The organism is Chryseobacterium tongliaonense (assembly GCF_041224435.1).
GTDB classification, from domain to species: domain Bacteria; phylum Bacteroidota; class Bacteroidia; order Flavobacteriales; family Weeksellaceae; genus Chryseobacterium; species Chryseobacterium tongliaoense.
In genome coordinates this window covers 554770-568990 of the sequence record NZ_JBGFFD010000002.1, presented here as the reverse complement: position 1 = coordinate 568990, position 14221 = coordinate 554770, and the positions used below count along the sequence as shown (strand labels likewise).

The 14221-nt window shown below is 37.1% G+C and carries 10 protein-coding genes; 9 read left to right on the top strand and 1 reads right to left on the bottom strand.

The genetic code is table 11. The features are described from left to right. Nucleotides 1-31 precede the first annotated feature (31 nt). The 9 genes from AB8P06_RS06790 (at nucleotide 32) to AB8P06_RS06750 (ending at nucleotide 13007) form a co-directional block, all read left to right on the top strand. Nucleotides 32-1027, top strand: a complete 996-nt coding sequence (locus AB8P06_RS06790) for an isoaspartyl peptidase/L-asparaginase family protein (protein ID WP_369839672.1) — start codon at nucleotides 32-34, stop codon at nucleotides 1025-1027. A gap of 12 nt (nucleotides 1028-1039) precedes the next feature. Beyond that, nucleotides 1040-1594: a hypothetical protein gene (locus AB8P06_RS06785; RefSeq protein WP_369839669.1), complete on the top strand. Its 555-nt coding sequence runs from the start codon at nucleotides 1040-1042 to the stop codon at nucleotides 1592-1594. 15 nt (nucleotides 1595-1609) lie between these two features. Further along, the gene (locus AB8P06_RS06780) at nucleotides 1610-2272 is read left to right on the top strand and encodes a copper homeostasis protein CutC (protein ID WP_369839667.1); all 663 of its coding nucleotides are present in this window, start codon (nucleotides 1610-1612) and stop codon (nucleotides 2270-2272) included. Nucleotides 2273-2777: 505 nt separating this feature from the next. After that, entirely contained in the window at nucleotides 2778-3164 is a 387-nt protein-coding gene (locus AB8P06_RS06775) for a GxxExxY protein (RefSeq protein WP_369839665.1), read from the top strand. Next, nucleotides 3157-5643 carry a beta-mannosidase gene (locus AB8P06_RS06770; protein ID WP_369839662.1) on the top strand — a complete coding sequence of 829 codons (2487 nt, stop codon included), beginning with the start codon at nucleotides 3157-3159 and terminating at the stop codon, nucleotides 5641-5643. Before AB8P06_RS06775 ends, AB8P06_RS06770 begins: the two co-directional genes overlap by 8 nt. Nucleotides 5644-5832: 189 nt before the next feature. Further along, nucleotides 5833-6741, top strand: a complete 909-nt coding sequence (locus tag AB8P06_RS06765) for an AEC family transporter (protein ID WP_369839659.1) — start codon at nucleotides 5833-5835, stop codon at nucleotides 6739-6741. Nucleotides 6742-6911: 170 nt separating this feature from the next. Further along, nucleotides 6912-9359: a replication restart helicase PriA gene (priA, locus tag AB8P06_RS06760; protein ID WP_369839656.1), complete on the top strand. Its 2448-nt coding sequence runs from the start codon at nucleotides 6912-6914 to the stop codon at nucleotides 9357-9359. Between the two features lie 160 nt (nucleotides 9360-9519). Further along, nucleotides 9520-10992, top strand: coding sequence for a D-alanyl-D-alanine carboxypeptidase/D-alanyl-D-alanine endopeptidase (gene dacB, locus AB8P06_RS06755; RefSeq protein WP_369839653.1), 1473 nt, complete (start codon nucleotides 9520-9522; stop codon nucleotides 10990-10992). Between the two features lie 86 nt (nucleotides 10993-11078). Beyond that, entirely contained in the window at nucleotides 11079-13007 is a 1929-nt protein-coding gene (locus tag AB8P06_RS06750; RefSeq protein ID WP_369839651.1) for a M1 family metallopeptidase, read from the top strand. 245 nt (nucleotides 13008-13252) lie between these two features. Here the strand turns inward: AB8P06_RS06750 and AB8P06_RS06745 are convergent, their stop codons facing one another. Beyond that, nucleotides 13253-14131, bottom strand: coding sequence for a cupin-like domain-containing protein (locus AB8P06_RS06745; protein WP_369839648.1), 879 nt, complete (start codon nucleotides 14129-14131; stop codon nucleotides 13253-13255). Between the last annotated feature and the right edge of the window lie 90 nt (nucleotides 14132-14221).

Here is a 14221-nt window from a genome sequence, read left to right as displayed (position 1 = left end):
CCCCCGGCTTCTAACCTCTAATCTCTAACATATGTCTTCAAGAAGAAAATTTATAAAAAATACAGCATTGGCATCTTCAGCATTATTCCTGAATCCATTGGATTTAATTGCTAAAGAATTACCGGATAACACCAAAATAATTAATAAACCGATCGTTCTTTCCACATGGAACTTCGGGCTCAAAGCAAATGAAGAAGCCTGGACGATTTTAGGAAAAAACGGAAGAGCTTTGGATGCCGTAGAAAAAGGAGTTCGTTTAGTGGAATTAGACCCTAACGAAAGAAGTGTAGGATACGGCGGCCGGCCAGACAGAGACGGAAGAGTAACACTGGATGCCTGTATTATGGATGAAAACTATAATATCGGCTCGGTAGCCTGCCTCGAAAATATTAAAAACCCGATTTCCGTTGCAAGAGCAGTGATGGAAAAAACACCGCACGTCATGTTGGTTGGTGATGGAGCTTTCCAGTTTGCCGTTTCACAGGGATTCAAAAAAGAAAACCTCCTGACTGCCGAATCTGAAAAAGAATGGAAAGAATGGCTAAAATCCAGCCAGTATAAGCCTATTGTAAATATCGAAAACCATGATACCATTGGGATGATAGCTCTGGATGCCCAGGGAAATCTTTCCGGAGCCTGTACCACCAGCGGAATGGCTTTCAAAATGCATGGCCGGGTAGGAGATTCACCGATCATCGGAGCCGGATTGTTTGTGGATAATGAAGTAGGTGCGGCAACAGCTACGGGACATGGTGAAGAAGTGATCAGAACAGTGGGAACTCATCTTGTTGTTGAGCTGATGAGACAGGGAAGAAATCCGCAGCAGGCCTGCAAAGAAGCCGTAGAAAGAATTGTGAAAATTACCCAGAGAAGAAATAAAAATCTAAAAGATATTCAGGTAGGTTTTATTGCACTGAATAAAAAAGGCGAGTATGGATCTTATTGCATTCAGGATGGGTTTAATTTCGCAGTATACGATCAGAAAGGTAACCGTTTGGAAACACCTGAATTTGCTTTGAAAAAATAGCAGGACCGTTTTATGAAGAAAATAGTGATAGCTGCTTCTTTTCTTATTTTTTCATGCAAAGGAAATGATAAAGAGCCGGTACATCAGGTACAAAATTCATCAAAAATTCAACTAACTTCAGATAACAAACCGAATGAATCTGAAGAAGCAAAAAAATGGCTGGAAAAAAGTATCCGGAATTACTTTGAGAGTGATCTCAAAAATACGGATGAAGTGATGCGGGAAATTACAACGGATCATTACTATGAATATAAGAACGATGCTATGAATGTGGATATAGAGGTTGATGGAAGTTTAACAAAAAAAGAGTTTCAGGATAAATGGCATCGCGATTTTGATGTTCAGAAAGCCGGAATCAATGTAGGATTTTTAATAACAGGGCAGGATTGGGATGAGATAAAAATATCAAAATGTCAATTAATCCTGGAATCCGACGATACTTTTTTATACGATGTCGTTTTGACAGATGAAAAACTTAATGCTGAATATCCCGTAACAATAACCGTTATAAAAAATAAAGATTCTTTTCTGATAGCTGATGTATGGCAGAAAGAACCTGAAATTTAAATTAAAATTTTAAAAATGTCAAAAATAGAAATAGCATGTTTTAATCCACAATCTGCGATCATTGCGTTTGAAAACGGAGCCGACAGGATAGAACTCTGTGATGGATTAAATGAAGGCGGAACAACTCCGGACTTTGAAACCGTAAAAGAGCTTCGCGGGAAAATTAATATTCCGGTTTTTGTAATGATTCGTCCGCGTGGCGGAGATTTTACCTATTCCGATACAGAGTTTGAACAAATGAAAGAAGAACTGATTCAATTAAAATCTTTAAACGTTGACGGATTTGTTTTTGGAATTTTAAATCAGAATGATGAGGTAAATATCGAACAGAATAAAAGTCTGGTTGCTTTGGCCCATCCGCTTCCATGTACCTTCCACCGTGCTTTTGACAGAGCAAAAGATTTGGAAATCTCACTAGAAAAAGTAATCGAGTGTGGTTTTAAAACCATTCTTACTTCAGGCCAGAAGGCCAATGTATCAGAAGGAAAGGAGAACCTTAAAAAGTTAGTTGAACTTTCCAACGGGCGAATCGAAATTCTTGTCGGCGGCGGGCTTCGCTCAACCAATATTGAAGAACTGAGAGACTTTACAAAAGCTGAATATTTCCATTCTTCTGCCATCACAGACGGTGGGGCATTTGCTGATGCCGCTGAAGTGATTGCCTTGAAGAGTAAATAATATATATCTAATGTTTGTCGTTGTGAATGAAGCATAGCTAATATTTAAACTCTAAAATTTTTAAACGCAAAGTTTCAGTAATTCAGTGTCTTATTTTAATGAGGCAAAGAAGCGACAAAGTCGCTTATGAAAGCTAGCTTAATAAAAAATCAATGTGTTGATTAGCTTTGCAATACTTCAAATAGGTAGTATGTCATTAAACTTTGCGTTAAAAGAAATAAAAAGAATTATGGTGAAGTTTTTATAAGCTCACTTAAATTCTAAAATTTTTAAACGCAAAGTTCTAGTAATTCAACGCTTTATTTTAATGAGGCAAAGAAGCGACAAAGTCGCTTATGAAAGCTAGCTTAATAAAAATCAATGTGTTGATTAAGCTTTGCAATGCTTCAAATAGGTAGTATGCCATTAAACTTTGCGTTAAAGAAATAAAAAGAATTATGGTGAAGTTTTTTATAAGTTCATAAAAATTTTTAATATTTTGTGTTCAAGATTTAAAAACGCAATAATGACAGAAAACGAATTATCCTATAAAATTATAGGAGCAGCACTGGAAGTTCATAGAAATTTAGGGGTTGGATTATTAGAAAATGTTTATGAATTAGCTCTGGTTTATGAATTAAGAAAACAAGGTTTAAATGTAGATCAACAAATTTCTTTACCAATAAAATATAAAGAAATAACAGTTGAAAATGCTTATAGAATTGATTTAATAGTAGAAAATAAAGTTATTGTTGAAATTAAATCAGTATTAGAACTTCATCCTATTTTCTATGCACAGGTATTAACTTATTTAAAACTGACAACTATAAAACTAGGGCTTCTTATTAACTTTAACAACCTTCTTGTAAAAGACGGAATCCATAGAATCGTAAATAAAATTATTGATGAATAAATCGATCTTTCTTGCTTTCCTTTTCATTCAGAATATACTTTTTGCACAGTCTTCAGAAAGAAACTTGTCTGCTGAAAAATGGCAGTTTAAAAATTCAAAAGACAACAACTGGCTCCCCGCGAAAGTCCCGGGAACAGTGCATACAGACCTGATCAGCAACAAAATTATTCCCGATCCATTCAAAGATGAAAATGAAAAAAAAGTGCAGTGGATAGAAAATGAAGACTGGGATTATCAGACTGTTTTTAGAATTTCGGCAAAAGAACTGGAAAATCAGAATATTGATCTTGTTTTTAACGGATTAGACACATTTTCAGAAATCTATCTTAACGGAAAACTCTTGCAGAAAACCGATAATATGTTCCGGACATGGAAAATTCCGGTTAAGCAGCATTTAAAATCCGGTGAGAATACTTTACAGATAAAATTCAGATCTGCTGTCAATACAGGAAAAGAACTGGCCGGGAAAGTTTCGTTTACGGTACCTGAATCACCGAGAAGTTTTGTGAGAAAGGCGCAGTACCAGTTCGGATGGGATTGGGGGCCACGATTGGTAACCGCAGGAATCTGGAAAGATGTACAGTTGAGTTTCTGGAATAACGCCAAGATAGAAAATATAAAAATTGAGCAGAAAAGCTTAACAAAGCAAAAAGCCGGATTAAATATTCAGGCGGAAATTATTGCTGAAAAAGAAGGGAAATTTGCAATCATAATAAACAATAAACCGACTGCCGTTCAATTGAAAAAAGGAAAAAATAATATTCAGGTTCCTTTTGTGATTGAAAACCCGAAACTCTGGCAGCCCAACGGTTGGGGAGATCCGAATATGTATGATCTGAAAATCTCTCTGCAGGAAAACTCAAAAATACTTTCAGATAAAGCTTTAAGAATCGGATTGCGTACGATTGAGCTGATTCAGGAAAAAGATTCAAAAGGAAAATCATTCTATTTTAAAGTTAACGGAAATCCGTTGTATATCAAAGGAACAAACTGGATTCCTGCCGACAGCTTCTCTCCGGAAATTACAAAAGAAAAATACAGCAGGCTGATAAAAGACTCCAAAGAAGCCAATATGAATATGATCCGTGTTTGGGGTGGCGGAATTTATGAAGCAGATGAATTTTACAAAGCCTGTGACGAAAACGGAATTCTGGTATGGCAGGATTTTATGTTTGCAGGAAGTTTCTATCCCTCCGATGATGAATTTTTGAATAATGTAAAAGAAGAAGTGAAAGATCAGGTCAACCGGCTTCAGAATCATCCCTCAATAGCTTTATGGTGCGGGAATAACGAAGTAGATGAAGCCATTGTAAACTGGGGTTATCAGAAACAGTTTAAATATTCAAAAGAAGATTCTTTACAGGTCTGGAAAGACTATAGAAAAGTTTTCCATGAGCTTATTCCGAATACACTGAAAGAAAATTTAACTGCCGATAAAAATATCTACTGGCCGAGTTCACCGTCAATCGGTTGGGGGCATAAAGAAAGTTTAACCGAAGGAGATTCCCATTACTGGGGCGTTTGGTGGGGTGAGCAACCGTTTGAAATCTATAACGAAAAAGTGGCCAGATTCATGTCTGAATACGGTTTTCAGGCGATGCCTACACTGGAAACAACAAAATCAATGTTTTCGGGAAAACCCGATCTGAGTTTACAGAATCCAGTTATTAAGGCCCATGAAAAACATGCCAGAGGATGGCAGATTATCGATGAATATATGAAGCGGGATTATAAAATTCCGGCAGATTTTGTCAAATATAATTACCTTTCCCAATTGCTGCAGGCTCGCGGGATGCAGATCGCCATTGAAGCCCACCGCCGTGCAAAACCCTATAATATGGGGACTTTATATTGGCAGCTGAATGATTGCTGGCCGGTAGTTTCGTGGTCATCCATCGATTATCAGGGGAATTGGAAAGCTTTGCATTATCAGATCAAAAGAAGCTTTGAGCAACAGGTAATCCTTACCGAAGAAAAAGATGGAATTTTAAACTTTTATGGCATAAATGACGATCTGAAAAAATTCCAGGATGTGCATGTGGATATTCAGGTTATGAAGTTTAACGGTGAAATTGCAGATGAGATCAGTACCGTTCCAGATGGAAAAATTTTGGAAGGCATTATAAAATTTGATCCGGTTGAAATTGAAAATTTAATTCCCGGTCTATCCAGAAATGAAGTTTTTCTAAAGCTGAGCCTGAAAGATAAAACCGGTAAAATAATTGCTCAGAATCACTATTTCTTCTCCAAACCGAAGGATCTAAAGCTGACGAAGCCGAATCTTCAGATCAGGAAGATTTCTCCAACAGAAATTGAAGTTTCTACCGATGTTCTGGCCAAAGATGTTTACCTGATCGGGGATACCCATTTCAGTGACAATTTTTTTGATCTTCTTCCGAAAACTTCTAAGAAAATCAAGCTTTCAAAACCATTGGGAAAAGTTGAGGTATTGAGCTTATGGGATGCCCTTCAGGATTAAACATACTGGTTAATAAAGATATAGTGTTTTTACCATGTAAAGCAAAGCCAATGGATCTCAGCTTAATAATCTTAAAAACTTAATCCATCTTAATGATTAAAATCTATTGTATTTCAAACAAAAAAAATCAGATTTTCCATCCCCAACTAAAAAATCAACCGTAAATTAGCCTCATATTTTTTTTAAATTATGGTAAATTTTGTTTTGATAGCAGTGTGCATTATAGCAGGAATGGTATTAAAAGCAACAAAATCTATCCATCCCGATGCCCATAAAGGAATCAATACATGGATCCTTTACCTGGCCCTTCCGGCAATTTCTTTTAAATATCTTCCTAAAGTTCACTGGACGATGGAAATGCTGTTTCCTGTTCTTGCCACTTTTCTTGTTGCTGTTTTCAGCTCCCTTTTCATGACGTTTTACAGTAAGCAAAAAGGATATTCCGGAAGATCGAGAAGTACATTGGAATTGACGAGTGGTTACAGCAATACTTCATTTATCGGGTTTCCGTTAATCAGTGCTTTTTATGGTGAAAGTCTTTTAAGCATTGCCATTATCTGTGATCAGACAATGTTTTTTGCCCTTTCCACCTTAGGAATTATTGCTGCAGTAAAAGGCGGAAGCCGTTCCGGAAAAGTAAGCGCCCGGTTTATTTTAAAAAGGCTGATCACATTTCCACCGCTTTTAGGCTGTATAAGTGCGCTGGCATTATCTCCGTTTATTGATTTCACTGTGGCAGAACCGTTTTTTGATAAGCTCGCAGCAACAGTAAGTCCGCTGGCATTATTTTCTGTAGGATTGCAGCTGAAATTTAACGGCTGGAAAAAACTGATCCCGCAAATATCGGCATCCATGCTTTATAAGCTGATCCTGGCGCCGGCAATTATTTTTGCACTGGCTTTGCTGTTCGGAATAAAAGGAAATGTCGCCAAAATTACGGTCTTTGAAGCAGCGATGCCTACCGTAGTTACCTCAAGTATCATTGCAGAACAGTTCAGACTGAATACCAAACTAACCAACTTAGTTATCGGGTTCAGTATTCTCGTAGGTTTTTTAACCTCTGCAGTCTGGTTTAAGATCCTTGACATTACCTTTTAAATTTCGTTTAAAAGATCATAAGAAAGTTTCAAGGTTAATAGATTCTTGACCATATTTATCCATCATTCTGCACAAAAAGAAATGATTAATATTAACCTCTCTATCCGAAACCCAATAAAAAATTGCAGTTCTCTGAATAAAAATTTAATTTTACATTTTAATTATTTCCCTTGCCATACGCCCAGATTGTTTTACCATTAAATTTAAAAGGTTCTTTCACATATAAAGTTCCGGAAGAATTAGCGTCTGTTATTCAGCCCGGAATGCGTGTGCTGGTTCCCTTCGGTGGAAAAAAAATCTATACGGGAATTGTTTTTGAGCTTCACGACAATGAGCCTGAAAATTTTATAGCCAAAGAAGTCATCAGTGTTTTGGATGATTCCCCGATTTTAACGAAAGAGCAGATTCAGTTCTGGAACTGGCTTTCAGATTATTACCTGTGTGGTTTGGGTGAAATTTATCGTTTGGCTTTTCCGTCTTCCTTAAAGCTGGAAAGTGAAACCTATTTAAAATTAAAACCCAATGTAACGGTTGATTTTGAAAACCTGGATGTCAATGAAATGTATCTCATCCAGGCTCTGGAAGTACGGCAGCTGATCAATCTTTCAGATATTGAAGCTTTTATCCCCAAAAAAGACATCATCAAAACCATCAATTCATTAATTGATTTGCAGTACATTGAAATTGATGAGAAAATTACCGAAAAATACAAAGCCAAAGAGGTAGCTTATGTAAAGATTAATGAAAGTGTATTAAACAATCAGAATCTTACGGATGTTCTTTTAAAATTGAATAAAGCCCCGAAGCAAAAAGATCTTTTTCTCCTTATTTTAGATAAGCAGACAGAAAATCCGGACGCTCCTATCAAAAAATCCGATCTTTTTCAGGATGGAGATTTCGGAAGCTCTCACTTTAAATCTCTTGCAGATAAAGATCTTGTCGAAGAATATTATATGCAGAAAGACCGTATCGAAAGCTATGAAGGGGAAATTGAAGAGCTGGAAGAGCTTTCGGAATCCCAGAAAACGGCAAAAGAAGAAATTGATGAAGCTTTTGAAGAGAATAAAAATGTGCTGCTTCATGGAGTGACTTCATCCGGTAAAACCCATATTTACCTGGAGAAAATCGAAGAATGCATCAATGAAGGAAAGAACGTTTTGTTCCTACTTCCTGAAATTTCCTTAACCAAACAGATTACCCAGAGATTAGAAAAAAAATACGGCCGGCAGATTGGTTTCTACCATCAGAAACTGACCGATTTTGAACGGGTGGAAGTCTGGAGGAGAATTAAGCAGAATGATATTAAAATTCTTATTGCAACAAGGAATGCCCTGTTTTTACCTTATCAGAATTTGGGATTAATCATTGTTGACGAAGAACATGATTCCGCTTACAAACCCAGGGAAGTTTCCCCCCTTTTTAATGCAAGGGATGCAGCTCTGGTATTAGCAGGATTCTATAATGCAAAAGTGATTTTGGGCTCGGCGACACCTTCTGTTGAAAGCTATTACAGAGCAAGGAAAGGTAAAATGAAATATGTTTTCTTAAATGAAAGATTCGGGGACGTAAAACTGCCGGAATACGAACTGATTAATTTTAAGGAAGCACAGGAGTCAAAGAAAGTCTCCGGGAATTTTTCTCTACAGCTAATCGATGAAATAAAGAAAACCTTAGACGATAAAAATCAGATAATCGTTCTTCACAACCGCCGTGGCTATGCCAATGTAGTGGAATGTGAGAGCTGCGGATATGTCAATTACTGCTCCAATTGTGACGTCGTTATGACTTATCATAAAGCGGCCAATGAAATGAAATGCCATTATTGCGGGCAGCGGGCTTCTAAGCCTAAAACCTGTCCGAAATGCCATTCCGAGAATCTGAATGAGCGTGGAGTAGGTGTAGAGCAGATTCATGAAGAGGTTTCCAAATTGTTCCCGGATCATGAAGTAGACCGGATGGATGTAGATTCCATGCGTAAAAAATTTGCGTACGAAAAACTATACGAAAAGATTGAAGACCGTGAAACCGATATCATTGTAGGAACACAGATGATTTCCAAAGGCCTTGATTTTGATCATATCGAGCTGGTCACCATTCCAAAAGCAGATTCTTTATTGTATGTCCAGGATTTCAGGGCAGAAGAAAGAGCCTATCAACTGATCACGCAGGTTTCGGGAAGAGCCGGCAGGGTTTCGGGAAAAGGGAAAATTCTGATTCAAACCTATAACCCGGACCATTCCGTTTTTCAGCTGATCAAAATGAATGATGCTGCAAAAATCTATAAATATTTCCTGACCGAACGCCAGAAGTTCCTTTATCCGCCATTCACAAAGCTGGTGATGATAGAACTTAAGCACCGGAAAGAAGACCGGGTAAATCGAGGATCTCAATTCCTGGGTTCCGTTTTAAGAAAATATCTTCCGGAAGAATGTGTTTTAGGCCCTGAAAAAGCACAGATTGCAAGACTGAATAACCTGTATCAGTTTCAGATTTTATTAAAACTTCCGCGTGGCAAAAACTATGAAAAGTTCAAAGAGATGATTTTATTAAGTCTGAAAGAATTTGACGAAATCACTGCTTATCAAAGCATCAAAAAAGACGTTTTCGTTGATTTTTAACAATTTTTAACATAATTTACGGTCTTTTATAAGCGGTAAAGGTCTGATTTCTAACAATAATTTCTACTTTTGGTCGTTGATTAAATGTTTGGCTCTTTTATTGAATGATTAATAACAAATCATTTTTATTTGAGTTAAATAAAAAACTAAAAGGATATAGATGGTAAATTTCAGAAAATATATTTCAAGCGTAGCGGTATTGGCTTCTGGTTTATTCCTTGCTCAATCTACCGTTTCTACGGTTCTTTATTCTCAGGCCTACGATAATCAAAAAACAAGTTTAAACTTACCTTCTCCCATTACTTCAATGGTAGAGAAAACGATTTTGTCGCCTAAAGAACTCGTAGACATTAGCGTAAACACAATGATGTCTGATCCCGTGCTTAAAAATGCAAGCTGGGGATTTGTAGTGTATGACCCGAAAACGAAGAAAGTAATTTCTTCGTACAACGAAAATACCCCTTTGGTTCCGGCTTCTACCACGAAATTACTCACCACGGAAACAGCGTTGAACCTGTTAGGTGAAAACTATCGTTGGATGACCCAGCTGGAATACTCGGGAAGTATTGATGAAAATGGAGTTTTAAACGGTAATCTTTATATTGTAGGAAGCGGTGACCCGTCTTTAGGGACCAACAAAGCCGGAGCATGGTCTTACAGGGATATTGTTGCAGACTTCACAAGCGGACTTTCACGTGAGGGAATCAAAAAAGTAAATGGTGATATTATTATTCAGACAGCGCTTTTCAAAGGTAACATTGCCGTACTTCCGGAAAATGTTGTTTGGCTAGAAAACAATAATTACTATTTACCGGTAGGAACTACCCGCGAGATTAATCCTGCGAATGAAAAGCTTCTGGTAAAAAAAGGAAACGGTTTTTCTGCAGAGAAAAAATATTTTTATGTTTCTCCGTATATGAATCAGATGGTATACGCCGACAAATATGACGGTGAAGGTGTTTTAACCACAAAATTACCTGATGCACCGGCTTATCTGGCCAATACTTTCAGAACGACATTGGTGAAGAGCGGTATTGCTGTTACGGGAAAAGTAACTCCTAAAATGACGGATACAACTCCGGAAAGCAGAAAAATGATTTCTGCCTATAAATCTCCGACTTTAGGGGATATTATTTATTATACCAACCAACACAGTGATAATTCTTTAGCTGAAGCATTACTGAAGACAGTCGGTTTCCAGAAACTGGGTGACCAGACTTCGGAATCAGGGAGAATGGTAGTGACCAACCATTTAAAGCAGGCTTCTTTTGATTTAAACGGTTTAAGCTATATAGACGGAAGCGGACTTTCAAGAAGCAATACGGTAACCCCGATTTCCCAGGTAAAATTTTTAACGTCTTTAATGGATCAGAAATATTATAAAACCTATCTGACTTCATTGCCTGTAGGCGGACAATCGGGAACATTAAAAAGAATGTTTATCGGTGAAGGAAACGGACAAATCTTTGCGAAAACAGGAACTTTAAATAAAGTGAAAACATTAGCAGGATACATGAAGACCAATTCAGGAAGAACACTGGTTTTTTCTTTAATGGTAAACAATTATGCAGGATCTGTAGATATGGTTAAAAAAAGAATGGAAAAAATTCTTGAACCTGCATTAGATTTATAAAATGAACTTATTTTTAATATGTAAAAACCTTTTAATCAATGATTAGAAGGTTTTTTTTATCTTTGAATCTTAAACAATTTTTCAATATGAAAAAAAACTATCTTTTAGTTTTATGCGTTTTGCTATTTCAGCAATTTTACAGTCAGGATCAGAATGTTGAAATGAAAGCATTAAGGGCAAAAGAAATGAAATCTTATGCCAATAAAATGATTGCTTATAACATTAATCCGAATACTTTAAATTATGATCTTCAGTATCAGAGAATGGATGTAAGTCTTGATCCCGCAGTATACAATATTTCAGGTTCTGTGACTTCTCATTTTAAGCCGAACCAGAGCATGACAAGCATTTATTTTGATCTTGCCAATACTTTAACGGTTTCAGAAGTCAAATATCACGGAAACTCACTTGTTTTTCAGCAATTGCCGACAAAAGAACTGAAAATCAATTTTCAGTCTGCCCTTCCGGCCAATGTCCTGGATTCTTTAACCGTCACTTATGCAGGTCCGCCTGATACGGCCAATAATGCTTTTTCTACAGGCTCTCAGAATGGAGAACTTATTCTTTCAACATTAAGTGAACCGTACGGAGCGCAGGATTGGTTTCCGACTAAGCAAAGCATGAACGATAAGATCGACAGGTTCGACTTTAAAATTACCACACCTTCTCAATACAATGTGGCTGCGAATGGTAAATTAATGTCAGAAACAAACCTTCCGAACGGAAAAAAGCTGACTTTCTGGAGAACCATGTATCCTACAACCGCTTATCTGGTTGCGCTTGCCATCACAAATTTTGTTAAGCTGAATGATACCATGGGAACCCCACCTTTCCCTTTTGTAAATTATGTTTATCCGACAACGGCTACCAATACGGCGGTAATGTCTAATATTGAATGGACGAAGGAAGTCATGAATACGTTCGAGAATTATTTTGGGCCTTACCCGTTCCGCAACGAAAAATACGGACACATGGAATTTCAATATGGCGGAGTATGTATGGAACATCAGACGATGTCTTCCATGAGCGGGTGGGGAAGATATGTGATTGCCCATGAACTTGCCCATCAGTGGTTCGGAGATAAAGTAACCTGTGGTGCATGGAATGATATATGGCTGAATGAAGGTTTTGCGACATTCGGGGAACATCTTGCCAATGAAAAATTATTAATGACACCAACCGAATTTTTGAATTATCTGGAAAGCCAGAAAGATTATATCACGAGCTCAACCGGTGGAAGTGTTTATGTGGCAGATGCCAATTTAGGAAATCAGGGTGCGGTTTTCAGTGGGAGATTATCCTATGCGAAAGGAGGTTATGTAGTCAGAATGCTTAAATGGATATTAGGAGATACGGCCTTCTATCAGGCTATTAAAGAATATCATACAAGACCTAATTTAGAATATAATTATGCGAGAACTGCGGATTTAAAAGCTTCATTATTACAATCTACAGGAAAAGATTTTACAGAATTCTTTAATGACTGGATCTATGGGGAAGGTTATCCGACCTATGCCATAAAATGGACCCAGAATGCAAGTCAGAATGTAACGTTTAAAATTTCCCAGACTCAGAGTAATTCTTCCGTAAGCTTTTATGAAATGCCATTACCGATAAAGGTAAACGGGACCGGTGGCCAGGTAGCTTATCTGAAATTAAATAATACGGCAAACAATCAGTATTTTGTAGAAAATGTGCCTTTTCCCGTGGCGAATGTACAGTTCAATTATGAGTTCCAGATCCTTGAAAAAAATTCTACGGTAACAAAAGATACAACGTTAAGTACGCAGGATGTTGAAAAAGATGAGTTGGGTTTATATCCAAACCCTGCGGAAAATGAGCTTTATCTTAAAGGCATCAACAGCACAACAGAATTTACAATCCATTTCACAGATGGAAAACTGGTGAGAAAAGGAATTTATCAGCCGGGTAAATCCATTGGAATTACAGAACTGATTCCGGGAACCTATGTCTTTACCATAAAAGATAAAAGCATTAAATTCATAAAACATTAAATAAAGTTACACTATAAATCAATCAGAATATATAAGTAATCATCTGTGAAAAATTAGTGTAATCCGTGGTCAAAAATCCACATCAGAATATCAAAATAAAAACGGACTGTAAAAAGTCCGTTTTTTCATTTCATACCATAAGATTTCAGAAGATCGGATAGTAAAAATAATGGGCACGTTCAGCAGAGATGATGGCATACAGTAATTCCATTGCAGTAATTTTAATTGTTAATATAATCGGATTTTCAGATTTCAAAGCTTTTTTGTTTTTTCATTGCGTTATGAGCCCGCTTCCTGGCTTTTTTCACTTTATAGCTGAACCATTTTTCTTTAAAAAGATTCCGCATCGCATTATCAAAATGCCTTGTGATCACCAGGTTTTTAAAGCCCCGCCATTTTTCCAGCGGGCTTGAAGGTAATGCCCTTATAGAGACAGAATATCCTTCCGTTTCATATTGTATATAATGCCACCATCCGGAAGGAATATAAAGGGTTTCTCCCGGTTTGATGACGGCTTCGTAGCCATTCAGATATTGGAGCGCGGGATACTCTTTAAAATCCGGGTCTTTAATATGGGTAAGGTTATGAAAATTGTAAGGAAGTCTGTACATCAGGGCAGATTGCTCCCACGGAAAGAGCCATATTCTTTTGATCCCCTGAAACTGGGTAATGAAAACATGCGACATATCGATATCAATATGATTCCGGGTGACCGAACCTTCACCACCGAAGAACATAAAAGGAAGCCATTTTATAATTTTCCCATTTGTAACATCATTATAGTGAATGTCATCCTTCAATTCAGGCTTTATACTTAATAAATTAAACAAGAAGAGGCGATGTTCGGTAGGGGAAGAACTTATCAGATCGAGGTATTCTGAAAATGTGGTTTGTGCGACAGGTTTGCTTGCCACTCTGTCTAAAGATTCAAGCTCGCCGCCATAAATATTTACCTTTTGTTCGCCGGCTGTTTTTTTGAAAAAGTCATAGTTCCATTTTTTGAATGCAGGGCTTTCAGAATCCACAAAATCTTCCAAGATGACTGGCAGACGGGGTTTCATATACTGATTTAGAAATCCGTTGGATGATATTTTCTTAACGTTTGGTACAGGTGTTAGTCTCATTTTCTGAATTTAGAAAACAAATATAATTATTATCCTACTAAATTAATAGACTAATGATAGGAAATACAATTTTTTATTTGAATTTCTCAG

What these genes read in the sequence shown, in the direction of transcription:
- AB8P06_RS06775 (WP_369839665.1), top strand. Translation starts at nt 2,778, where the DNA reads ATGACAGAAAACGAATTATCCTATAAAATTATAGGAGCAGCACTGGAA.
- dacB (WP_369839653.1), top strand. Translation starts at nt 9,520, where the DNA reads ATGGTAAATTTCAGAAAATATATTTCAAGCGTAGCGGTATTGGCTTCT.
- AB8P06_RS06780 (WP_369839667.1), top strand. Translation starts at nt 1,610, where the DNA reads ATGTCAAAAATAGAAATAGCATGTTTTAATCCACAATCTGCGATCATT.
- AB8P06_RS06785 (WP_369839669.1), top strand. Translation starts at nt 1,040, where the DNA reads ATGAAGAAAATAGTGATAGCTGCTTCTTTTCTTATTTTTTCATGCAAA.
- AB8P06_RS06750 (WP_369839651.1), top strand. Translation starts at nt 11,079, where the DNA reads ATGAAAAAAAACTATCTTTTAGTTTTATGCGTTTTGCTATTTCAGCAA.
- AB8P06_RS06745 (WP_369839648.1), bottom strand. Translation starts at nt 14,131, where the DNA reads ATGAGACTAACACCTGTACCAAACGTTAAGAAAATATCATCCAACGGA.
- AB8P06_RS06770 (WP_369839662.1), top strand. Translation starts at nt 3,157, where the DNA reads ATGAATAAATCGATCTTTCTTGCTTTCCTTTTCATTCAGAATATACTT.
- AB8P06_RS06765 (WP_369839659.1), top strand. Translation starts at nt 5,833, where the DNA reads ATGGTAAATTTTGTTTTGATAGCAGTGTGCATTATAGCAGGAATGGTA.
- AB8P06_RS06790 (WP_369839672.1), top strand. Translation starts at nt 32, where the DNA reads ATGTCTTCAAGAAGAAAATTTATAAAAAATACAGCATTGGCATCTTCA.